The following is a 24,125-nucleotide window of genomic DNA, read 5'->3' on the forward strand; positions in this document are numbered from 1 at the left end:
AAATGCGAGCTTAGCTCGCATTTTTTGTGTCTGTAATAAAAGCGTTGGCTTTAACTTGCTAACGCCGCTTTAACCTTATCTCGGTAGCTACGGCTCACTTTTAATTCTTGGCCATTTTCAAGTACTAATAAATACTCACCACTTACTTGTGTAACCAGTTTACTAATTTGTTTTGTATTTACTATTGCGCTGCGGTGCACACGCACAAATAACTGAGGGTCGAGCTCTTGCTCAAGCTCTTTCATTGTTTTACGTAGAATATGCGTTTGTCCGTCTTCACAGTGTAAACACATATAGTCACCTGCTGCATCAACCCATTGGATAGTCGCTACTGGTACTCGAATAATTTCACCCTGCTCTTTTACAGCAAGCGATTCTGGGTAACGTCTGTCTGTTAGCATATCGCCAGTGGCTAATTTTTTAAGTATTTCTTCGCAATTGTTACCAGTAATACCGGCTACAAAACTCGCTAGTTTTTTCTTATGGGCGTTGTCTTGCTGCGTTTTTAAGTAGGTATGCACTTTTTCTACCGCCTGTTTTAGTCTGTTATCATCAACGGGTTTTAAAATGTAATCGAGAGCATGAATTTCAAACGCTTTTACAGCAAACTGGTCAAAGGCCGTTACAAATACAATCGCTGGTAATGCTTTTGAGCTTTCGCTAAGGGCTCTTGCTACTTCAAAGCCATTCATACCTGGCATTTGAATATCTAAAAAAACCAAATCAATTTTCTCGCTTTGACACATTTCAATTGCATCAGCGCCTGAACTACACAATTTAATTACTTCAATATCAGAGTATTCTTCGAGCCTTACCGCTAAACCTTTTCGTGCTAACGGTTCATCATCAACAATGAGTGTTTTTATTTTAGTCATTTTTCACAGCCTTCTCAAAAGGTACTCGCAGATTAACTTTTAATCCACTTGGCGTATTATGTGATAATACAAACGAATAATTATTTTCATACAACGTTTTTAATCTATCTTTGGTATTAGCGACACCTACGCCTTGAGCGTTAACTAATTGGCCATCGAGTATGTCAGTACCTGGGCCGTTGTCGCCCACTTCTAGTAATAACTCATTCGCAAATACCTGTGCTTTTATATCAATTACTCCACCTTCTGTTAGATGGGCAATAGCATATTTAATCGCGTTTTCTATAATAGGTTGCAAAATTAAGCTCGGTACTAAAGCCTCTTTAGCCTGCTCGCTTATATCTACATTTACCTTTAATCGCTCATCAAAACGTACACGTTCTATTTCTAAGTAAAGCATGAGTGCATGTAACTCTTGCTCTAGCGGTACTTTCTTTATTGGATCGGTATTTAATGTATAACGTAGAAAGTCACTTAGCCTTGCTACCATTAAGTTAGCATCTTTGTTTTCTTTAACCAAAATTAAAGTAGAAATAGCGTTAAGTGTATTGAATAAAAAATGGGGATTGAGCTGATACCTGAGCATTTTTAGTTGCGCTTCGTGTGCCATAGTTGTGGCCTTTAACGCTTTTTGTCGCTCACTTTGTAATAACTGATAATATTTAACGCCAAAGTACAAACCACTCCAACATAAAATAATATATACAGAATCTAAGCCTTGCTGCAGGTAATAAAACCACTCCTCTGGTCTATAACCATGGCGGTATATTTCCCACAAATTAAATTTTTGAACGACAGCCCATAAAGTACCTGTTACATAAGAGGCACCAAATACCACAATCATTAATACCCAAGGCGAGGCATTCCAAATTTTACGGTAAATATACCTAAGCGGTACTGTCATTAAGCAACCAGCGTAAGCATTTAATAAAATAACAAATACGTATATATCACGCATTTCAAATACTTTAGAGCCAATATAATTTACTAACGCATAACCAATCCAGCCTGCAATTTGCAAAAGCCAAAAAAAGCGTTGTCTGTTATCGACTAAAGATTGCCAGTTCAAAATAGATGTTTACTCCGTATAGTTAAAGACTAATTCCATAAAATAGGCGCTTGTTATTCTTTATTATTTTTACCTATGTAGGGCTAATTTTAATAAAATTAGATAGTCTTATTATATAGATTTATGAGTTTGCATAGCACTACAGCCTACCTTGCTTTTTAATAGTCTTACCGCAAACAAATAGTAGATACACTAAAAAAGCGAAAGGTTATTCACCTTTCGCTTTTTAAATATAAATAGCTTTGTGTAAATTAAGCTAGTTTGTCTGATGCTACTTTGTATGTTGGATCTTCAATCACATTCACTTCAACCAAATCGCGTGCTTTATGCAACAACTGCGTACAGTCTTTACTTAAGTGACGTAAGTGAAGTTGTTTACCTGCTTTTGTATACTTATCAGCAAGTGTGTCAATTGCTTCTATTGCACTGTGATCAGATACGCGGCTATGCTTAAATTCAACAATTACATTTTTAGGGTCATTTTTAACATCAAATAACTCTGCAAAGTTTTTAACTGAACCAAAGAAAAGCGGGCCATGTAACTCATATACTTTAGCGCCTTCTTCATCAATATAGTTAGTTGTGTATATGTGCTTAGCATGCTGCCAAGCAAATACTAATGCAGATACAATAACACCTACACATACTGCAATCGCTAAATCGGTAATAACCGTCACACCCGATACAAGTACTATTACGAAAGCGTCAGATAGAGGCACACGCTTCATCATTTTAAAGCTGGCCCATTCAAACGTACCTAATACAACCATAAACATAACACCAACAAGTGCAGCTAGTGGGATCATCTCAATTAAGCTTGAAGCGAATATGATGAACGCAAGCAACATCAATGCAGCACTTATACCCGATAAGCGAGAACGACCACCTGAGTTAATGTTGATCATTGATTGACCAATCATTGCACAACCACCCATAGCACCAAACATACCACAAGTAATATTTGCAGCGCCTTGGCCTATGCACTCTTTATTACTATGACCGCGAGTTTCTGTAATCTCGTCAATTAAGCTAAGCGTTAATAATGATTCAATTAAACCAATAGCCGCTAAAATAAGTGCATAAGGAAAAATAATTTGTAGCGTTTCGAAAGTAAACGGTACCATAGGAATATGAAATTGAGGTAAACCGCCTGCAATTGTTGCAGCTTCGTCGCCTGTCATTCCTTTCAAGAAATCAACTACAGTATGCGCCTCTAAATCCAAACCAATAACTAAAGCGGTCACTGTAATAATAGCGACTAATGTAGAGGGTACTGCCGTTGTTAATTTAGGTAAAAACTGAATAATAGCCATGGTTAAAGCCACTAAACCAAGCATAATATATAACGGGTTACCCGTCATCCATTCTTGTCCGCCCATACCATCAGGCACTTTAAATTGTCCTAACTGAGCGAGAAAAATAACAATAGCTAAGCCGTTTACAAAACCAAGCATTACCGGATGAGGAACCATGCGGATAAACTTACCGAGTTTAAATACACCCGCGAGTATCTGCAGTATGCCCATGAGCAATACGGTCGCAAATAAATACTCAACACCATGATCAAGCACTAAACTTACCATAACAACAGCTAGTGCACCGGTTGCACCTGAAATCATACCAGGGCGGCCACCAAATATAGCCGTAATTAAACCAACGATAAACGCGGCATATAGACCAACTAAAGGTTCTACATTTGCAACAAAGGCAAACGCAACAGCTTCTGGAACTAAGGCTAGCGCCACAGTTAATCCAGATAAAATATCGTTTTTAGCAGAGCTAGGCGCCCTACTGAGTAAGTTAAACATTGAGTTCCTCAAATGGTGTAATGGGTATCAAAAAAGCGCTAAATTCTACCAAATTAGCGCTCAGTTAACAATTGTCATTATGTGGTTAAACTAAACTAAAAGAGGTTTAGCTTTTAAAAGAAGTGCTTTTATAAAGGGAGGGAAGTACTACGTTTTACACATGTCATTGTTACATTAGAATGTACTTCTTGTACATATTCTAAGCTTAGTAAATTATCGCGTACAAAGTGCTCATAACCTTCTATGCCTTGTGAAATTATGCGTAGCATAAAGTCCATTGTTCCAGCCATGGTGTAACACTCTGTTACTTGATCATAACTCATTATAAGTTTTTCAAATTCAGCAAGGTTCTTTTTACCGTGATTTGATAAACGCACATGTGCATATACAAGCATATCAAAGCCAAGTTTTTTCTCATCTAAAAGAGCCACTTTGCTTTTTATATAACCATCTTGCTCTAGCTTGGCAATTCGACGCCAGCATGGAGATTGAGACAAGCCTACTTTATCAGCAATTTCTGCGGTTGATAAACTAGCATCTTGTTGTAAAAGTGCCAATATTTGGCGATCTACGTGATTTAGAGACATTTTATTTCTTATTTATCAAATAAACTGGTTAAATTATACAACCATTTTAAAACTCAGTCTGCTTATTTTTAATTTTTATGCAGTTTGCCAAACTTCAAATAAGTAACTTAACCAAACTTACCACTCACAAAAGGATTTGTTTGTTTTTCAAATCCAACCGTAGTGTCGCTCCCATGCCCTGCCAATATTTTAGTATTATCAGGCAAGGTTAGAATATGCGTCTTAATCGACTCTATAAGTTGTTCGCTGTTCCCCTTAGGGAAATCAGTTCGCCCTACCGAGCCTTTAAAAATAACATCACCTACAATAACGCATTCATTGTCTTGTTGATAAAACACAATATGACCAGGTGTATGCCCTGGGCAATGCTTCACTAAAAAGCTAAGTTTACCTACGCTCACGGTGTCGTTATGGTTTAGCCAAATATCCGGATAAAAAGGCTCAATGGGTTTAAACCCGAACATTTGTGCTTGCATAGGTAAGTTTTCAAACCAGAAGTTCTCATCTTTTTGTGGGCCAATAATTTGTACGTTAAATTGATTACGTAAAATATCAGCCCCACCCACATGATCTAAATGCCCGTGCGTTAACCAAATAGCACTTAATTCTAGTTTATGCTCATTAAGGGCTGCTATTATTTTATCAGGGTCGCCACCTGGGTCTATGACTACGGCTTGTTTAGTTTCACTACACCAAATAATACGACTATTTTGTGCAAATGCAGTGACGGGTATGGTTATAATTTGCATATTAGATTTCTTTACTTTTTTGATCCGGGATAACAACTTCTTCTTCAAATGACATCAATATTGGGTACTTTAAGTACGCTTGATCATAAAATGGACTTTGCTCATATAACCAGTTTAATCTCGCATCAGCGTCGCTTGCGAACGATTTATCTTTAAGCTTTTCATCAAACTTAAGCGCTAGCTTTGGATTGTCTTTTAGCATTTGGCGTGCAAACGGAATTAGTGCATAGTTTTCCATGTACTCAGTACGCTGAAAAATAGTATTAAATTCCCCCCATGCAAAAAACGAATCTGGTGCTTCAGGGTGCAATAAATGCACAGCAAGCTCACCTGCTTTTTGTTGAGTATTGACTTGATACCAACCATCTAAATCTACATTTATAGCAGGGACATAATTAAAACTTGCTGACACTCTAAAACGGCCTTCAAATGGTGCTTTATCAAACGTGTAGTTTGCCACCTTTGCTACTTTTAAAGGCTGTGTGTTTGCCCCTTCAAGTTTATTAATAGAGACACCATGTAACTTTAATTTCTTAATAATATTGCGATATACAGGCGGAATAAAAAAAGCTTTAGGTACTTCAACTGTATGTTGTACATTTTTTTGCCAATAAATAGGTAAGTCAATATATGTATGTGCTTTACCCAAATACTTCACTTCATTTTGGCCTGAGAGCGCATTCATGCTTGATGAATACTCAATACCTTTAAACTGCGCAATCGTATCAGCTTGCTTGGCATAGCCACGCTTTACTATTAACTGTTTAGGAACAAATTCCTGTTCTTTTTTTACTGCATTAGCTAATTCATGACTGTGCTTTGATAGCGCAGTAATAGCACCATCTAAAAATACGTAAGTTCCTAATACACGTTGCTTGTAAGGCTTCAATGAATGATTTTCAACTAAAATAGTCGGTAATGACTTTAAATCACCCCAACCATTTGAAAAGCGCGGCGTAGCAACCCATCCCGCTAATCCTTTTTTAAAGTCGCGCTTGTCCATAACAAAAACAAGTGGCCCTGGCATGTGCCCTTGCTTAGCTAGCGTATCGTCAATCAGAGGCTTAAAAAACTGGTTTAGTGCATCAGATACCGCAGGCGACTCGCTTGAAAATACCGGATTGTAGCCATAAGTCACATCGTATTGGTAATCTGCGCCGTCGGTTACGTGTACATCAATGTATAAATTTGGGTTGTAGTCGTTAATAACCTTTAAAACACTTCTAACTTCTGGGGTATCTAATTTAGTAAAATCGCGATTTAAATTAAGGTTATTAGCATTTGTTCTAAAGCCCATTTTTGTAGGGCCCCGTTGATTGATGCGATTGAATGCACTGCTACGTTCGTGTCCATCTACATTTAAAATAGGAATAAATAATATGTTTACCTTTTTTAAAATGTCACGGCGCTTACCCGTCGCTATATCTCTAAGCAACATAAACATGGCATCTTTACCGTCTATTTCACCAGAATGTATTCCTGCCTGAATAAAAATAGTTGGCTTAGTGCTATTAGCCATTTGCCTTGCTTCAAAAAAACCTTGTTCACTGGCAATCAACATTTTTATTGCACGCTTGCTATTACTATAGCCAATGGTTTGAGATTGAAACTGAGTAGGGTTTGCAGCAACTAACCTATCAACAAATGCTATTGTATTTGCATAATCTGGCGACGCTTCACCTGCTGACAGCTCAAAATCTGTAGTTAACGGCCCTTGTTTTTGTAAAAGCTCTACGCTTTTCCCCTGCCACTCAATTAATGGAGGTAAGTGTGCGTCATACGCCACACTTGCAGATAAAACTAGTAAACTTGCAAACATAAAATTCTCTAACAAACGCCTTAATTATATAAATTATATCAACTAAATTTTTTATAATGAGGAAACTGCGGTGATTCAACAAAAAAATGCAGCCAATTACATGTCACTCATTCACACCTGTCTTTTAAGGCTATATAACGTTATTAATGTACAGTAATTCATTACATTACTATTTATACCAACTCGTAAAAATACTTAATCAATTTAAAGGATTACATCTGACGCTAACAGCGCCAAAAATGTCTGATATACGTCTGCATGGATCCAGAAGAGTGAGTAATGATGGAGCAATTGCCAAGAACAACTAAGTAGTGAATTTCGCCCTGCTCTAACGTATCTTTTTATCGATAAATAGAGCTAATATAAGCAGATGGGTATTAATTTGAAAAAGCCGATTTAGCTCAGCTATAAAAAAGTGTAAGTTATTAAATTACAGGCACAAAAAAAGGAGCCATAGGCTCCTTTTTTAATACTTATATGAAAAAGCTTAAGCGGCTAGGCCTTCTTTTGCTTTTTCTACAAGCGCTGCGAATGCAACTTGGTCATAAACAGCGATATCTGCAAGGATCTTACGATCGATTTCTACAGATGTCTTTTTAAGACCATTGATAAAACGGCTGTAAGACAGACCATTTTGACGTGAAGCAGCATTGATACGTGCAATCCATAATTGACGGAAAGTACGTTTCTTCGCACGACGGTCACGGTAAGCGTATTGACCCGCTTTAGTAACAGCCTGGAAAGCTACGCGGTAAACACGTGAACGTGCTCCGTAGTAACCTTTTGCTTGTTTTAAAACTTTTTTGTGACGTGCACGTGCGACAACGCCGCGTTTAACTCTTGCCATTTCTAAAAACCCCTATTAAGCGAACGGTAACATACGTGAAACTAGACCATGGTCATTTTTATGAACCATCATCTTAGGACGTAGGTGTAACTTACGCTTAGAAGTTTTCTTAGTCAGAATATGACGAAGATGCGCTTGTTTACGCTTGAAACCGCCAGAAGCAGTCTTTTTGAAACGCTTAGCAGCGCCACTGTGACTTTTTAGCTTATAAGCCATTGCAATAACTCCAAATTGTATTGCTTTTAAATTAGTAAGCAGGCGTGAGATATATTTCTATAGCTCCACTTTTAGGCCTAACTTACTGCCATGTTCCGGTGAAGACCCAGCATAAATGCCGCAATCTTACTTTAATACCGGTTAACTCAGGTGAATATTCGCATATTACTTGCAGACCTGAGCTAATTTCGGTGCGTATTATCGCTTAAAAATTATTTTTTAGCAACAGGCGCCATCATCATAACCATTTGGCGACCTTCAACACGATTTGGGAAAGACTCAACTACTGCAAGTTCTTCTAAATCGGCTTTGATACGGTTTAATAATTCTATACCAATTTCTTGGTGAGCCATTTCACGACCACGGAAGCGGATAGTAATCTTAGCTTTATCGCCAGCTTCTAAGAACTTACGTAAGTTGCGAAGCTTAACCTGATAATCACCTTCATCCGTACCAGGACGGAATTTGATTTCTTTTATCTGGATTTGCTTTTGCTTCTTCTTCTGCTCTTTTAGTTCTTTGCTTTTTTCAAAGATGAACTTACCGTAATCCATGATTCTACAAACAGGCGGCTCAGCGTTTGGACTGATCTCAACAAGATCAACACCCGCTGCATCGGCCATAGTTTGCGCGTCTTGTAATGACTGAATTCCAGCTTGTTCGCCTTCAATGTCAATTAAACGAACTTCTTGCGCTGTAATTTCTTCGTTAATACGATTTTTTTGAGCTGTTTGTTGCCCTTTCTTGCCGCCTCTAATAGTACGTTCCTCCAAGAATATCAATAATATAAGCGTGTAATTGGCTGTTTGTTAATGCCTTACACGCTCGATTTTTACTGTCGATTTTTAATTTCTTCGCTAATTTTAGCTACAAAATCATCGACATTAAATTTGCCTAGGTCTTCACCTGTGCGAGTACGCACTGCTACTTCTTGTTGTTCAACTTCTTTATCGCCAACGACAAGCAAGTATGGAATACGCTTCAGTGTATGCTCACGGATTTTAAAGCCAATCTTCTCATTTCTCAAGTCAGCAGCGGCTCTAATTCCAAGTTTATTTAATTTTTGTACAACTTCTTTAACATAAGGAGCCTGTTTATCGGTAATATTCATAATTACCACTTGCTTTGGCGCAAGCCACGTCGGGAATAAACCAGCGTACTCTTCAGTTAAAATGCCAATAAAGCGTTCAATAGAACCTAAAATAGCACGATGTATCATTACAGGTGTACGACGTTCGTTATTTTCTGCTACATAAGTAGCGCCTAAACGACCCGGTAATGCAAAGTCTAATTGCACTGTACCACACTGCCACGCTCTGTCTAAACAATCGTATAAAGTAAATTCAATCTTCGGACCATAAAACGCGCCTTCACCCGGAAGATAATCAAATTCAATATCGTTTAGCTTAAGTGCTTCGGCTAAAGCAAGCTCTGCTTTATCCCACATATGGTCTTCACCAATGCGTTGTTCTGGGCGAGTAGATAACTTAACTACAATCTTCTCAAATCCGAATGTTTCATATGTATCATAAACCATCTTAATACACGCTGAAACTTCGTCCATTATCTGCTCTTCGGTACAGAAAATGTGAGCATCATCTTGTGTAAAGCCACGTACACGCATTAAACCGTGTAGTGCACCTGATGGTTCATTACGATGACAACAACCAAATTCAGCCATACGAAGTGGTAAATCACGGTACGATTTTAAACCCTGGTTAAAGATCTGCACATGTCCTGGGCAGTTCATTGGTTTAATCGCGTATTCACGCTTTTCAGACTCAGTGGTAAACATTGCTTCTGAATATTTTTCCCAGTGACCTGATTTTTCCCAAAGTGAACGGTCCATCATCATTGGACCTTTTACTTCTTCGTACTCATATTCGCGTAACTTTTCACGTACAAATTCTTCAAGCTCGCGGTAAATGCTCCAACCATCGTTGTGCCAAAATACCATGCCTGGCGCTTCTTCTTGCCAGTGCCATAAATCAAGCGCTTTACCAATACGGCGGTGATCGCGTTTTTCAGCTTCTTCAAGGCGTTTTAAATACGCTTTAAGTTGCTTTTTATCGCCCCACGCTGTGCCGTAAATGCGTTGTAGCATTTTGTTTTCTGAATCACCACGCCAATATGCACCCGCAACTTTCATTATTTTGAAGTTTTGGCAAAATTTCATGTTAGGAACGTGAGGTCCACGACACATGTCTACATATTCTTCGTGATGATATAATCCTGGGCGGTCATCTTTAGCGATGTTTTCGTCCAGAATTTCTATTTTGTATGTTTCGCCACGCGCTTCAAATGTATCGCGTGCTTCTTGCCAGCTTACTGTTTTTTTCACTACGTCGTAGTTGGTTTTTGCAAGTTGCAACATACGCTTTTCAATTGCTTCAAGATCATCTTGTGATAATGAATGTTCCATATCGATATCGTAGTAAAAACCGTTATCAATGGTAGGACCAATTGCCATTTTTGCGTCTGGGAAAAGTTGCTTAACTGCATGACCAATTAAGTGAGCACAAGAGTGACGAATGATTTCAAGGCCGTCATCGTCTTTAGCGGTAATGATCTCAAGACGAGAGTCTTCACTAATTAAATCACATGCATCAACACGGTCGCCATTAACACGACCCGCAATGGTCGCTTTAGCTAAACCAGGGCCAATATCGTTTGCAACATCAAGCGTGCTTACAGGGTTTTCAAAACTACGTTGACTTCCGTCTGGAAGAGTAATAACTGGCATTATAAATCCTTGCTACAGTGGTGACACCTACAATGTATCACGTGTATTTTTAATAAATTAAATGAGAATGACTCGACAACGCTTTTACGAATAAGCATTGACTAATAAATGTAGATGCAGAGTCTATTCAACTACAAAGATATATTGTCGCGTGCTGCGCATTTAATTACAAGTTTTAAGGGGTGAAATCCACCCGTTTTGAGCACAAAATGTAACTTTTAGAGCAAAAAAAATCATTTCATTAAAATATAAAAGCATCAACGCACTAATTACGCACCTACAACTATACCTACACTCGCATTTTAATGTGTGTTGCGTATAATACTGCGTAATTAAGTTATTTTAGAGAATAGACATGAGAACATGTGGTGTAGAAATTACCGGTAGTGATGTACTACTTTGTATTTTAAGTAAAGATAATGACGTATTTGATATTCGCGATGTGCGCCAAACACGCTTTACCTTAGGTAACGGTAACGACACTGAAGTAATGCGTAAATTTCAATTCGATTTTGCAAAACTAATGCAAGATTACCAAATTGATTCTGTTGCAATCCGTGAGCGTCAGCCTAAAGGTAAATTTGCTGGCAGCGCAAAGGGATTCAAAATGGAAACTGCGATTCAATTAATCGACAATTTAGACGTACGTTTATTTACCACAACTGAAATTAAAGAACAGGTAAAGCGTAATCCTATTCCTATTGATTTTGAAGAAACAGGTCTTAAAAAGTACCAAGAAAATGCATTTGTAAACGCTTACGTTTACATAATGAAAAAAACATACCGCAGCGACGAAATGTAAACTCATTACTCGTTTAAAAACGCGTACTTACATTGTAAGACGCGTTTTTTTGTGTCTAAAAAGTAGTATTAGCTTTTATTAATCTAATAATACATTAGTCTAACTGCACTTCTCTTTGTCGACAATATGTGTTTATTTTAACTTTGTAGTTTACATAACTCACACACATTTTCATGGAGAGAGCAATGCACACACACACTATTGCGGTAAAAGAAGTAGAACAAATAAATCACTTACCGTTATCGCAAAGCTATTTTAAAGGTATACAAAGCACACCTTTAACAAATTCGACTATCGGGGAGTACTTTGACTTTATTGTCGACAAAAATCCAGAGGCGTTAGCTGTTGTAGTTCATCACCAGGGTATTCGCTTAACGTATAAAGAATTTCAAAAAGAAGTTAATCAACTTGCTATGGGGTTGCTGGCACTTGGCGTGAAACCAGGCGAGCGTGTTGGTATTTGGTCTCCTAATAATATTGAGTGGTGCTTAACCCAATTTGCAACAGCCAAAATTGGCGCAATAATGGTTTGCATCAACCCTGCGTATCGCCCTAACGAATTACAATATGCCTTAAATAGTGTTGAATGCTCTACTCTAATCACAGCATCAAACTTTAAAGGTAGTGATTATTTAGAAATGCTCAATGGTTTGGCTCCAGAACTTGCAACTTGCAATAAAGACACACTTAATTTAAAAGCACTGCCCACTCTTAAAAATATAATCCGCATTGGCGATGAAGCATCTCCTGGTATGTACTCTTTTAATGATGTTATTAACTTGCCAACATCAGCACATGAGCTTGAATTAAAAGCAATAGGTGCAAACTTAAATGCTGAGCAAGACATCAATATACAATTTACATCAGGCACAACAGGCAACCCAAAAGGCGCAACGCTCACTCATAAAAACATTTTAAATAATGCGCTATTCGTCGCCGAATCTATGCACTTTACGAGCGATGACAAGTTATGTATCCCTATCCCGTTATATCATTGCTTTGCAATGGTATTGGGTAGCTTATTGTGTGTTAGTAAAGGTGCAGCAGCCATTTACCCAGGTGATTCGTTCGATGCAAAAACCACACTAGATGTAGTTCAACAAGAAGGATGTACAGCGCTGCACGGTGTACCTACTATGTTTATTAGTGAGCTTGAGCTAAGTAATTTTAACGATTATGACTTAAGTACTTTACGCACGGGTGTAATGGCAGGCTCTACATGCCCAGAGCAAGTAATGCGCAAAGTACAAACACAAATGAACATGCATCAAGTACTGATTGCTTACGGGCAAACGGAGTGCAGCCCCATAAACAACATTACCGAAACAGACTCTTCAATAGAGCGGCAAGTAACAACGGTTGGCCGCGCACTTGCCCATACCGAGGTTAAAATAATTGACGAGCTGGGTAACATTCAAAAAATTGGTCAACCTGGCGAAGTGTGTAGTAAAGGTGCAGGTATAATGCGCTGCTATTGGAATGACGATTCTAAAACAAAAGCCACAATAGATGAAAGTGGTTGGCTACACTCTGGCGATTTAGGTGTCATGGATACAGAAGGGTTTGTCACGATTGTTGGGCGTATAAAAGATATGATTATTCGCGGCGGCGAAAACATTTACCCTCGAGAAATAGAAGAAGTGCTTTACACCTACCCGGGCATTCAAGATGCTGCCATATTTGGTATAACAGATGAAAGGTATGGCGAAGAAGTATGCGCTTGGATCCAACCAAAAGAAGATGCTGTACTTGATGAGCAAGCAATTCGTGAGTTTTTAAAAGACAAACTAGCCTACTTTAAAATGCCACGACATATCCGTTTTGTAGAAAACTATCCAATGACAGTAACAGGTAAACTGCAAAAATTTAAAATGCGTGAGCAAATGCAAGAAGAGCTAAGCGACAACGCTTTTTCCTAGTTTCGTCTCTAAGTAACTGAGGCTCTGGATAGGGAATTTATCTCAGAGCTATGTTCAGAGCTAACAGCGTTAAATTTACGTATGTTAGGACTAATACTAAAAAGCACAGCCAATTGGCTGTGCTTTTTATGTACTGAATTGTACTGAATTTATTATAAATTCAGCATTCTCTTTTTTAAACGTTCTAAATCAATCGCACTCGAGCGCACTGTTAATTTAATGTGGCTGTATTCATATTCTTCTTTAACAACACTCATACTCGATCGGATTTCGCCCACGATACCTTTGGCTGTGTACGGTATAACAATCTCTTCTTCAATCATGTCCTCTTGAGCAATGCCAATAATGTATTTGTGCAATTTACTAATATCATCTGGATTACGCGTAGAGGTCATCATCGCATCAGGAAATTCATCCATTAGCGACTGCTGCTGCTCAGTACTTAATTGGTCTGACTTATTCAGTACTAATAATTTTTTGCTGCCTTCCACCCCAACTTCTGCCAGTACTTTATGTACTACTTCAAGTTGTGAGCGAAAAGAAGGATCTGAAGCATCTACAACATACAACAATAACGACGCATCATGTGCCTCAGCGAGCGTTGAATGAAATGAAGCCACCAAATCATGAGGTAATTTTTTAATAAAACCAACCGTATCTGAAACCAATATACGTGGCTGCGTAATCGGATACAGCGCGCGAACAGTGGTATCTAGCGTTGCAAAGAGTTTATTTTCGCCTTCTACATCACTACCTGTAATTGCGCGCATCATTGATGACTTGCCCGCATTGGTATAACCAATTAAAGCCACTGAGAATAGCTCAGAGCGTTGCGTACGTCTGTCCATCATTACATCTTGAACACTAACAAGCTCACGCTTTAATTCTGCTAATTGATCGCGCACCTTACGGCGATTTAGCTCAAGTGTGGTTTCACCCGCACCTTTACCCATTTGGCGTTCTTTATCACCTGTTGATGTTTCACGCAGCCGTGGCGCTACATAATTAAGGCGAGCAATTTCAACTTGTAATTTTGCAGTTTTAGTACGCGCATGACGGCTAAATATTTCAATGATAATACCGGTGCGATCAAATACTTCTACACCCAGCTGGTTCTCAACATTACGTAGTTGAGAAGGCGTTAAATCACAGTCAAATACCACTACATCGGCGCATGCAAAATCAAGTTCGTCTGATGGAATTTCTGACGATATTTCGGTTAAAGGGTCTTCATCAAGTAAATCATCTTCTTGCTCGTCTTCAACCATCCCTTTATTACCTGTAAGGTGAGCTATTTCAGCTAATTTACCTGAGCCCAGTACATTAACTTTTTGAGTTGAGCTTTGCTTTTGCGATTGCGTACCTACTACTTTAAATCCTAACGTGGTCACCAAACGAGCAAGCTCTGCAAGCGACTCTGTTGCTTCGTCACCTTTAAATTGTGGTGTACTAATAGAAATAAGTAACGCATTAGGAAGTGATGGTTTTGCAGTTAGTTGCATAATTTTTTGTCTTAATGCACCTAAAGTGCAAACCTAATTTTCATTCGAAAGTAACTTGATCCTACGCTGTTATAGCCCAGCTTTATAGGGTTATAGTTCACTAATGGCGTTAATATTTAAAACTAACCATAATATACTCAATTTTATGGCTAGTTTTAAAATCATATTATATTAAAGCCTTATTGTTCAGCTTTAATATTAAACGACACCCTGCTCAATCATTGCATCTGCAACGCGCCTAAAGCCTGCAATGTTAGCGCCTAATAAAAGGTTTCCAGGCTCACCAAATTCTGTAGCGGTGTCGTTAGCGGTAACAAATATATTTTTCATAATTTGTTTTAGCTTTTCATCAACTTCTTCAAAGGTCCAACTTTGCATGCTCGCATTTTGCGCCATTTCTAATTGGCTTGTTGCAACGCCGCCAGCATTGGCGGCCTTACCTGGCCCATACGCAATTTTTGCAGCAATAAAGCAATCAATAGCCTCTTTTGTTGAAGGCATGTTTGCGCCTTCACTTACTAATAAACAACCGCCGGATAATAATGCGTTAGCGTCTGCCTGTGTTAATTCATTTTGTGTGGCGCACGGAAAAGCAGCTGCAGCATTAAAGCGCCAAACAGCATGCCCATCTTTAGGGTAGTCATTTACAGGAATATAAATAGCATCGGGGTGAGTTTGTTTATATACGCTCAAGCAATCACGCGATTGCTCTTTTAAACATTTAATAAGATTTAAATCTATACCCGACTCATGATACACAGTGCCACGAGAGTCGCTGCAACTTACTGGTGTTGCCCCCATTTGATAAAGCTTTTCCATGGCATAAATAGCAACATTACCTGCGCCCGAGACCAAGCAGCGCTTACCTTGTAGGCTATCGCCGCGCGCTTGCAGCATGTAGTCAGCAAAATAAACAGCGCCGTATCCAGTGGCTTCTTTTCGTACAAGCGATCCACCCCACAATAAGCTTTTACCTGTTAAAACACCTTCATAGCGCCCAGTCAAACGCTTATATTGACCAAACAAGTAACCTATTTCTCTCGCCCCGACTCCAATGTCTCCAGCGGGTACGTCGGTTGTAGGGCCAATATGGCGATAGAGCTCGCTCATAAATGATTGGCAAAAACGCATTATTTCAGCATCTGAGCGCCCTTTTGGATCAAAGTTTGCCCCGCCTTTACCACCACCGATCGGTAAACCTGTTAAAGCATTTTTAAATATTTGCTCAAACCCTAAAAATTTAATTATGCTGGCATTTACACTTGGGTGAAAACGTAAGCCACCTTTATAGGGGCCAAGTGCAGAGTTAAACTCAATTCTGTAGCCTTTATTTACCTGAATATTGCCTTCGTCATCAACCCAGGGAACTCTAAACATAATTTGGCGTTCGGGCTCAACTAAGCGTTGTATAATGGCATTTTTTTTGTATTTTTCTGAGTTTTCTAAGATAGGTTCGAGTGATTCAAGTACTTCTTCAACGGCTTGATAAAACTCGCATTGTGCAGGACTACTATTTTTTAATTGTGCGATTGTGCTATGGATATAATTCATAATTATTCTTCCGTGTTAATAATAAAAGTATTTATCAGATGTTAAAGTAAACGTGATCAAGTTTATGATTCATGCTTTAAGGTCTTAATTTAATATAATTAACTATTACCTTAGCATGAAAAATTGAGATATTTAACGCGAGCTACGTGAATTATTTTTGATTAGAAGTTTGATTTTTATTTATTAAAGATGAATTTAAATTCACAGATTTAAAATTAAAACAGTGCCAAGTGAGTTTTTATATTTTCAAAGGGGAATTTTAGAAGTATTAGGTTAGGTGTGGGTTTGTTTAAAAATATAACAATTAATGGGTTTTATACTGCATTGCGCTCGCAAAAAACCCACTAACTAAAAACTAATTAGCTAAAACCAGTTACTCAGCAGACTCTTCTGGACGGTGCTGCTTTTGTACGCCAGTTAAAAACAAACGTAATATTTGATCGTTACAAACACGGTAATGTTTGTTATCTACTTTTCGAGAAAATGCGCTTAACTCATGTTTACTTAAATCAAAATCAACAAGTGCAAGTGTTTCTATAACATCTTCTGCTTTCATATTTAAAGCAATACGTAGCTTCATAAAGATAATATTGTTGTTTAGCTTTTTCTCTGGCTCTGGTTGCTCACCTTCGCGTTTGCCACGTTGGGTATTAATAAACCCATTTAAAAAGCTAGCAAACTCAGTATCACTTATTGGGGTAAAAGCCTCTTCACCTTCTTTAGTTAACCATGCAATTACTTGCTCTTTGGTGACCGTATGCTCTGCTGATGCAAAAACATTGACCATAGCAGTATCAGTTAAGTTAAAAGTGTAGCGAATGCGGCGTAAAATATCGTTATTAGTCAAAGTAAATCCCAAAGTGAGGTATAGCAACCAAGCAATTATTGCTTAATTTTAAATAAGCACCTAGTTTAACAGGTTTACTAATACCACCCTATTAATTTTTATCTGAGCTTCTTATACCTAGTTACCAAGCACCTTGGCAGGATCTACGCGTGTTGCTTGCCATGCAGGATAAATAGTGGCAAGTATCGCAAGCACAAATGTAACAATCACTGTAATACCAATGTCTTCAAGTACTAATTTACTTGGTAAAAACTCTATAAAATAAACGCCCTCAAGTGGATTGGCTCCAAATAATTGGCTTATCCACGTAAAAAGCTCACTTATATTAAGCGCTAATACCACACCAATTAGTGTTCCTAGTGCCACGCCTACAAATGCTTGCATTAAGCCCTGCATTACAAAGGTGGCTAAAATAGTACTATCTTTCGCGCCCATGGTTTTTAAAATTGCGATATTGCCTTGTTTTTCGCGTACTTCCATCACTAAAGAGGACACAATATTAAAACTGGCTACCGCTATAATTAAAAACACCACAATATAAACAATGGTACGTACCATTTGAATATCTTGATAAAGGCTGCCTTGGGTTCTAAACCAACTGGAAACATACACGTAGTCGTCAATAGTTTGGCCCACTTTTAGCGCTATTTGGTGCGCCGTAAACACATCATCAACACTTAACCGCAGCCCTGTTACTTGAGTTTCATCGTAACCCAATGTTTGCTGAGCTTTATTAAGATGTATAAACGCAGCGGTACTATCAATGGGGCCGCCCATTTCTATAACACCTGCAAGGTTAAGTGTTACGCGTTTAGGCGCTAATAATGACTGACCTTTTTGGCCTATTTGCGGAATAAGTAACGTAATGTTGTCGCCTACTTTTGCATCTAACTGTTTTACTATTTGCTTACCTAAAATTACATCATCAAGGCCTAACTGACTCACTAATTTACCACTGGTAAACTGATTTACCGCCGATACATTACTCTCGAGCGATGGCTCAACACCTCGAATTTCTATCGCTTTTAGCTGGCTTTTATATTGCGCCATCCCATTCACTGCAATAAATGGCGCAGCCCCTGTTACATGCGGTTGTGTTTGTAAATCCTCAACTTTTTGCGACCAATTCGCGATGGGTCTACTTGGTGCTACATATTCAACCTGCGGCACAACACTTAGCAATCTATGTACTAGTTGCTGCTCAAAACCATTAATTACCGACAGCGCCACAATTAAAACCGCGACACCTAATAAAATACCAATAGTCGACGCTTTAGCGATAAAACTAACAAAGCCGTTTTTTTCATCTTTGTGGCCTGAATAGGCTCTAAAACGTTTACTTAAAAATGCACTAAGCAACATGCTGCGACTCTTTAATAGCTAATTTTCCATCGTCTAAATAAGCTATTTTGCCTAGCTTATCGGCAAGTTCTAAATCGTGTGTAACTACCACAAAACTCGTGTTTAAGCTTTGGTTAAGCTCATTAATTAAATCGTAAATTTTAATCGCATTTTGTTTATCTAAATTACCGGTTGGTTCATCAGCAAGCACAAGCGCAGGTTTAGTAACCAGTGCGCGGGCAATGGCCACGCGCTGGCGCTCTCCACCAGAAAGCGCAGACGGTTTATGCGAGCTGCGATGTGCAAGGCCGACTTTTTCGAGCATATCGAGCGCTTGAGCTTTGGCTTCTTTTGCACTCAAGCCTTTAATTAATAATGGCATAGCCACGTTTTCAACTGCGCTAAACTCCATTAATAAGTGATGAAATTGATAGATAAAGCCCAAATTTTGGTTTCTAAATGCGGCTTGCTCTGTTCGCGAAAGTTTTGCAACTTCTTGGTTTTTAATTTTAGCGCTACCTGAGCTTGCGGTATCTAATGTGCCAAGTATGTGTAAAAGCGTACTTTTACCAGAGCCAGAACTCCCGACAATAGCGAGCATTTCACCTTGCTGAAGCGCTAAATCAACGCCTTTTAATACTTCAACTTGGTTGCTGCCGTCTTGATAAACCTTACTTAAATTTTCACAACTAATCACTAAATCATTCATAACGTAATACCTCTGCTGGTTTTACTTTTGCGGCTTTACGCGCAGGATATAAGGTAGCTAAAAAGCTCATAGCAATACTGGCAAACGCTATTATTACTAAACTCAAAATATCAAATTTTACCGGAAGCTCTATACCCGCCAGTAAGTTTAAGCCCACTAATGCAAGTAGCTCATTTATATATAAACTAAATATTACACCTAAAAATGCGCCTATTGCGGTACCAATTACGCCGTTATATAAGCCTTGCACCATAAACACTTTTTGCACTTGCGAAGGTGTTAAACCTAACGTTTGTAGTATGGCTACTTCACCTTGTTTTTCGCTTACCATCATGGTTAATGCCGATACAATATTAAATACAGCCACCAATACAATGAGGGCAAGCAACATAGACATAATGCGCTTTTCCATAGCAACGGCTGCAAATAGAGTACCTTGGGTACTGCGCCAATCACTATAATTATGATCTTGTAAAATACGCTGGCTTGCTTCAATAAACTCATCTAGTTCGAAAGGTTCGTGCAATGAAACACTTAAATTTGGGGCAGTGTTTTTATCCAGCTTTAATACCCGTTGTAGTGAAGCGCCACTCGTAAACGCAAGTGCCATATCTATCTCAGATCCGGTTTCGTATATTGCGGCAACTTTAAATAAACGCTGGCTGGGTACTCGCCCAAGTGGTGTATACGTTGAAGCATTAGGCATAATAACGCGAAGCTTATCACCCACGCTAACGCCTAATTTACGACTCAAATAACGGCTTATAGCAATGTTGTAATTTTTGTTTAATACAGTTTTCCAATCGCCTTGCACTATTTTATCGGTAATTCTATACAAAGAACCACTATCGTTATAAAGGCCTTGTAATAAAACGCCGTGCAAGTCTTTATTCGTTTGCAAAATAGCTTCACCGTGGCGATATAAGCTTACATGATCAACATAAGGAGATTGTTCGAGGTCGGTTTTTAGGGTGTTCATTTGGGTGGCAGTGTGTTTACCTGCGCTAACTTCAACATGCGGAATAAGTCCAAGCATATTGGTTTTTAGGCTATTTTCAAACCCGTTCATTACGCTGCTTACCGTAAATAATGCCATTAAACCAATAGCGATACCGGCAATAGAAAAAAACGAAATAAACGATATAAACGCATTTCCTTTAGATGAGCGACTATATCTAAGCCCTATAAATAAGCTAACCGGTTGAAACATATTATTTTTAACACTTATCGTAAAAGTATTGAGCAATAGTAGCACGAAAAAAGTGCCTTTGGGTATGGCGTAAAATGTAAGAAATAATTTAAAAATCTGATACTTGGCTATATTTACAGCAATACATGCTTAACCATTAATTCGCGGTTAAGCTTTCAGCCCTTTAACTAAATAATCGAGCAATACCCGTACATTAGTGGCCACAAACTGCCTTGGTGGATATACGCCCCATACCCCTTCTTGCTGTGGTTGATAGGGTGTTAAAATAGGCACCAATTGCCCTGAGTTAATTTCGTTTTCAATGTAGTAGTCTGGGAGCTGTACAATACCAAGCCCCTTTTTTGCGCCATCCACCAGCGCCCAACCACTATTACACTGTAGCCGCCCCGCTATTTTAATGTGTTTATCGCGCCCATTTTCGTTTACGCGCCAGTAGCTACTATTCCCAATTAAACATTCATGGCTGTTTAGCTCGCCTAAAGTGTGCGGCTCACCAAATCGCGTTAAATACTGTGGTGCCGCGCACATAATAAAACGCCGCGCACTTAACCTACGCGCTTTTAAGCTCGAATCTTTTAAGTGCCCTAGCCTTATGGCTAAATCAAATCCGCCCTCTAATAAGTTTTCTTGCTCGTTACTTAGTGTGGCAACAACTTCGACCTCGGGATGATCCTTCATAAAATTATGGACTATGGGCATAATGAACGTTTCCCCATACATAACAGGGGCTGTGAGCTTAATTTTACCCTTTGGTGTAGTTTGGTGCGTGGCAAGACCTTGAGTTGCCTCGTCCATAGCGTGTTGTAAGTGCTTTATTTGATGTAAGTACACTTCGCCTTCTTTGGTTAAAACCACTTTACGGGTTGTACGGGTTAAAAGCTGGGTATTTAAACGTTGCTCAAGCGCTGTAACATGGCGGCTAATATGCGCAACCGAAAGTCCAAGCGTTTTTGCAGCCGCAGTAAAGCTGCCCTCCTCCCCAACAGCTATAAACTCATCTATTCCATTCCAACGCGCCATTATTACCATACTGTAAAAGTGTTTTAATAAAATTGAGATTATCATTATTTGAGAAACAAATACAATAAGCACATCACCCAAGCAAATTGGGTCTACAATTATTTTTTAATAGCCAGTTAAAGGAAATAAAACACATGTCTGAATTTATTAAATCAAAAGCTGCCATTGCTTGGGGTCCTAATCAACCACTTAGTGTTGAAGAAGTTGATGTGATGATGCCTAAAAAAGGCGAAGTCATGGTAAAAATTACCGCTACAGGTGTGTGTCATACCGATGCATTTACATTATCAGGCCAAGATCCTGAAGGCATATTTCCTGCTATTTTAGGTCACGAAGGCGCTGGTGTTGTCTATGCTGTTGGCGAAGGCGTAACGAGTGTTGAAGTTGGGGATCATGTTATTCCTTTATACACTGCAGAATGTGGCGTATGTAAAATGTGTACTTCAGGTAAAACTAACCTGTGTTCAGCCGTGCGCGAAACACAAGGTAAAGGCCTAATGCCAGACGGCACTACACGATTTTTTAAAGACGGCCAACCAATTTATCACTACATGGGTACATCAACGTTCTCTGAGTACACTGTATTGCCAGAAATCTCACTCGCTAAAGTAAATAAAGAAGCATCACTAGAAGAGATTTGCTTACTAGGCTGTGGTGTAACAACAGGCATGGGCGCAGTTACCAACACTGCTAAAGTAAAGCCTGGCGACACTGTTGCTATATTCGGCTTAGGCGGTATTGGTTTGTCTGCGATTATTGGCGCAAAAATGGCCGGTGCTGGTCGTATTATTGGTGTTGATATAAACACCACTAAATTCGATTTAGCTACAAAACTAGGTGCAACTGATTTAATTAACCCAAAAGATTTCGACAAGCCAATTCAAGAGGTTATTGTTGAAATGACAGACGGCGGCGTTGACTACTCGTTTGAATGTATCGGTAATGTTGACGTTATGCGCTCAGCACTTGAGTGTTGCCATAAAGGTTGGGGAGAATCGGTAATTATTGGTGTGGCGGGTGCTGGCCAAGAAATATCAACCCGTCCGTTTCAACTGGTAACTGGGCGTGTATGGCGTGGTAGCGCATTTGGTGGTGTTAAGGGCCGTTCACAACTTCCTGAAATTGTTGAGCGTTACATGGCGGGTGAGTTTGCTCTTAGCGACTTTATTACTCATACAATGGGCCTTGAAGATATTAATGAAGCGTTTGATTTAATGCACGAAGGCAAAAGTATTCGTACAGTCATTCATTACTAATAAACTGCATTCGTAAAATAGCTTATTAATAAGCCGTAATACTTTTAAGTTTACGGCTTTTAAGGATTAAGTATGTTAGAAAATATCTCAAGTGTAAAAGTGTCTGGCGGTTGGCATAAACAATATACTCACAGCTCGCAAAGTACACATAGCACTATGCGCTTTGCCGTATTTTTACCACCTGGCGCAAGTGAGACAAACAAAGTACCGGTACTTTATTGGCTATCAGGTTTAACCTGTACAGACGAAAATTTTATGCAAAAAGCCGGCGCATTTAAAAAAGCAGCTGAGCTGGGTATTGCTATTGTAGCGCCTGACACTAGCCCGCGCGGCGAAAACGTCCCCAATGAAGACAGCTACGACTTTGCACAAGGCGCAGGCTTTTACGTAAATGCCACGCAAGCTCCTTACAACACTCATTTTAATATGTACGATTATGTTGTTAGTGAATTACCTGCACTTATTGAACAACATTTTCCGATTACAAGCACAAAAGCAATTAGTGGTCACTCTATGGGCGGGCACGGTGCATTAATGGTTGCACTTAAAAACCCGACTTCGTTTGTAAGTGCCTCGGCTTTTAGCCCTATTGTAAATCCAATTGAATGCCCTTGGGGTGTAAAAGCATTTTCTGGCTATTTAGGAAATGATAAGGCGCTTTGGGCACAATATGATAGCTGCGAGTTGATGAAAAACGCAGAGCAAGCTCATTACTTACCTATGTTAGTGAGTCAAGGTGATGCTGATGGCTTTTTACAAGAGCAACTTAAGCCAGAAAACTTAGTCGCTATTGCTGATAAAAAAGGCTACCCACTTACACTTGAAATGCAAGCAGGCTACGATCATAGCTACTTTTTTATAAGCAGCTTTATTGACCAACACTTATTATTTCATCATCAGTTTTTAACTGCATAGGCTCATTAGTGTGTAGGGATGACTTTTCTAACTCTACACACTCTTTCAATACTTTACTCACTTGCCTGCATACTTGTACCGTATTATTATTGCCCTTACCTTTAATAAATTCAACTATAGCCATATCGGCTTCAACACCGAGTTTAGTAAAGCTAAAGCCCTCTTTATCTTTTACAACAGGCCCTGCATTTACTGGGCCAGGTTGAGAGCGCGCTGCCCCATCTAAAATTATACCCGCAGCAGCGCAACCAATTAATACATTTGAAAATAGAATAATCAAAAAAGTACGCATTATTAACCCCACCAATATAATTACCTAAATTATATACAATTTTAAAAA

The 24,125-nt window shown here is 39.0% G+C and carries 22 protein-coding genes; 4 read left to right on the forward strand and 18 right to left on the reverse strand.

Going from position 1 to position 24,125, the window contains the following annotated elements:
* Nucleotides 1-50: 50 nt before the first annotated feature.
* The 10 genes from I6E70_RS12855 to thrS form a co-directional block, all read right to left on the reverse strand.
* Nucleotides 51-875: a LytR/AlgR family response regulator transcription factor gene (locus I6E70_RS12855; protein WP_007582688.1), complete on the reverse strand. Its 825-nt coding sequence runs from the start codon at nucleotides 873-875 to the stop codon at nucleotides 51-53.
* The gene (locus I6E70_RS12860; RefSeq protein ID WP_007582687.1) at nucleotides 868-1,944 is read right to left on the reverse strand and encodes a sensor histidine kinase; all 1,077 of its coding nucleotides are present in this window, start codon (nucleotides 1,942-1,944) and stop codon (nucleotides 868-870) included. The genes I6E70_RS12855 and I6E70_RS12860 overlap by 8 nt, the downstream gene beginning before the upstream one ends.
* A gap of 251 nt (nucleotides 1,945-2,195) precedes the next feature.
* A complete protein-coding gene (locus I6E70_RS12865; RefSeq protein ID WP_010554472.1) occupies nucleotides 2,196-3,752 on the reverse strand; it encodes a SulP family inorganic anion transporter in 1,557 nt (518 codons plus the stop codon).
* Between the two features lie 128 nt (nucleotides 3,753-3,880).
* Nucleotides 3,881-4,339, reverse strand: a complete 459-nt coding sequence (locus I6E70_RS12870) for an Lrp/AsnC family transcriptional regulator (protein ID WP_007375323.1) — start codon at nucleotides 4,337-4,339, stop codon at nucleotides 3,881-3,883.
* A 107-nt stretch (nucleotides 4,340-4,446) separates the two neighbouring features.
* Nucleotides 4,447-5,088, reverse strand: a complete 642-nt coding sequence (locus I6E70_RS12875) for an MBL fold metallo-hydrolase (RefSeq protein ID WP_197188860.1) — start codon at nucleotides 5,086-5,088, stop codon at nucleotides 4,447-4,449.
* Nucleotide 5,089: 1 nt separating this feature from the next.
* On the reverse strand, nucleotides 5,090-6,907 hold the full coding sequence (locus I6E70_RS12880; RefSeq protein WP_197188861.1) for a M14 family metallopeptidase: 1,818 nt from the start codon (nucleotides 6,905-6,907) through the stop codon (nucleotides 5,090-5,092).
* A gap of 487 nt (nucleotides 6,908-7,394) precedes the next feature.
* Nucleotides 7,395-7,754, reverse strand: coding sequence for a 50S ribosomal protein L20 (gene rplT, locus I6E70_RS12885; protein WP_002960711.1), 360 nt, complete (start codon nucleotides 7,752-7,754; stop codon nucleotides 7,395-7,397).
* A 15-nt stretch (nucleotides 7,755-7,769) separates the two neighbouring features.
* On the reverse strand, nucleotides 7,770-7,970 hold the full coding sequence (gene rpmI / locus I6E70_RS12890; protein WP_002960713.1) for a 50S ribosomal protein L35: 201 nt from the start codon (nucleotides 7,968-7,970) through the stop codon (nucleotides 7,770-7,772).
* 212 nt (nucleotides 7,971-8,182) lie between these two features.
* Nucleotides 8,183-8,743, reverse strand: a complete 561-nt coding sequence (gene infC, locus I6E70_RS12895) for a translation initiation factor IF-3 (RefSeq protein WP_002960714.1) — start codon at nucleotides 8,741-8,743, stop codon at nucleotides 8,183-8,185.
* 59 nt (nucleotides 8,744-8,802) lie between these two features.
* Entirely contained in the window at nucleotides 8,803-10,713 is a 1,911-nt protein-coding gene (gene thrS / locus I6E70_RS12900; protein ID WP_007582683.1) for a threonine--tRNA ligase, read from the reverse strand.
* Between the two features lie 355 nt (nucleotides 10,714-11,068).
* Between thrS and I6E70_RS12905 the strand changes: the two genes are divergently transcribed.
* Both I6E70_RS12905 and I6E70_RS12910 read left to right on the forward strand, forming a co-directional pair.
* The gene (locus I6E70_RS12905) at nucleotides 11,069-11,515 is read left to right on the forward strand and encodes a DUF3010 family protein (protein WP_007582681.1); all 447 of its coding nucleotides are present in this window, start codon (nucleotides 11,069-11,071) and stop codon (nucleotides 11,513-11,515) included.
* A 185-nt stretch (nucleotides 11,516-11,700) separates the two neighbouring features.
* Nucleotides 11,701-13,434 (forward strand): AMP-binding protein, encoded by a 1,734-nt coding sequence (locus tag I6E70_RS12910; protein ID WP_197188862.1) that lies wholly within the window; start codon nucleotides 11,701-11,703, stop codon nucleotides 13,432-13,434.
* Between the two features lie 152 nt (nucleotides 13,435-13,586).
* Here the strand turns inward: I6E70_RS12910 and hflX are convergent, their stop codons facing one another.
* From hflX to I6E70_RS12945, 7 genes are all read right to left on the reverse strand, one after another.
* The gene (gene hflX / locus I6E70_RS12915) at nucleotides 13,587-14,936 is read right to left on the reverse strand and encodes a GTPase HflX (protein ID WP_197188863.1); all 1,350 of its coding nucleotides are present in this window, start codon (nucleotides 14,934-14,936) and stop codon (nucleotides 13,587-13,589) included.
* Nucleotides 14,937-15,134: 198 nt separating this feature from the next.
* Complete coding sequence (gene gdhA, locus I6E70_RS12920; RefSeq protein WP_101164043.1) at nucleotides 15,135-16,487, reverse strand: NADP-specific glutamate dehydrogenase; 1,353 nt, start codon at nucleotides 16,485-16,487, stop codon at nucleotides 15,135-15,137.
* Nucleotides 16,488-16,860: 373 nt separating this feature from the next.
* On the reverse strand, nucleotides 16,861-17,334 hold the full coding sequence (locus tag I6E70_RS12925; protein ID WP_197118122.1) for a DUF1456 family protein: 474 nt from the start codon (nucleotides 17,332-17,334) through the stop codon (nucleotides 16,861-16,863).
* A gap of 117 nt (nucleotides 17,335-17,451) precedes the next feature.
* On the reverse strand, nucleotides 17,452-18,696 hold the full coding sequence (locus I6E70_RS12930) for a lipoprotein-releasing ABC transporter permease subunit (protein WP_165735013.1): 1,245 nt from the start codon (nucleotides 18,694-18,696) through the stop codon (nucleotides 17,452-17,454).
* Nucleotides 18,686-19,384: a lipoprotein-releasing ABC transporter ATP-binding protein LolD gene (gene lolD / locus I6E70_RS12935; RefSeq protein ID WP_007375330.1), complete on the reverse strand. Its 699-nt coding sequence runs from the start codon at nucleotides 19,382-19,384 to the stop codon at nucleotides 18,686-18,688. The genes I6E70_RS12930 and lolD overlap by 11 nt, the downstream gene beginning before the upstream one ends.
* Nucleotides 19,377-20,594 (reverse strand): lipoprotein-releasing ABC transporter permease subunit, encoded by a 1,218-nt coding sequence (locus I6E70_RS12940; RefSeq protein ID WP_024590127.1) that lies wholly within the window; start codon nucleotides 20,592-20,594, stop codon nucleotides 19,377-19,379. The genes lolD and I6E70_RS12940 overlap by 8 nt, the downstream gene beginning before the upstream one ends.
* Before the next feature lie 147 nt (nucleotides 20,595-20,741).
* Entirely contained in the window at nucleotides 20,742-21,614 is an 873-nt protein-coding gene (locus I6E70_RS12945; RefSeq protein ID WP_197188864.1) for a LysR family transcriptional regulator, read from the reverse strand.
* 134 nt (nucleotides 21,615-21,748) lie between these two features.
* On the opposite strand from I6E70_RS12945, the gene I6E70_RS12950 reads away from it, so the two are divergent.
* Nucleotides 21,749-22,870 (forward strand): S-(hydroxymethyl)glutathione dehydrogenase/class III alcohol dehydrogenase, encoded by a 1,122-nt coding sequence (locus tag I6E70_RS12950; RefSeq protein ID WP_007375333.1) that lies wholly within the window; start codon nucleotides 21,749-21,751, stop codon nucleotides 22,868-22,870.
* A gap of 72 nt (nucleotides 22,871-22,942) precedes the next feature.
* Nucleotides 22,943-23,785 carry an S-formylglutathione hydrolase gene (gene fghA / locus I6E70_RS12955; RefSeq protein WP_197188865.1) on the forward strand — a complete coding sequence of 281 codons (843 nt, stop codon included), beginning with the start codon at nucleotides 22,943-22,945 and terminating at the stop codon, nucleotides 23,783-23,785.
* On the opposite strand, the gene I6E70_RS12960 is transcribed toward fghA, so the two are convergent.
* Complete coding sequence (locus I6E70_RS12960; protein ID WP_024607503.1) at nucleotides 23,739-24,077, reverse strand: hypothetical protein; 339 nt, start codon at nucleotides 24,075-24,077, stop codon at nucleotides 23,739-23,741. The genes fghA and I6E70_RS12960 overlap by 47 nt on opposite strands.
* Nucleotides 24,078-24,125 lie beyond the last annotated feature (48 nt).

It is taken from the genome of Pseudoalteromonas sp. NGC95 (assembly GCF_015864705.1).
GTDB lineage: Bacteria > Pseudomonadota > Gammaproteobacteria > Enterobacterales > Alteromonadaceae > Pseudoalteromonas > Pseudoalteromonas arctica.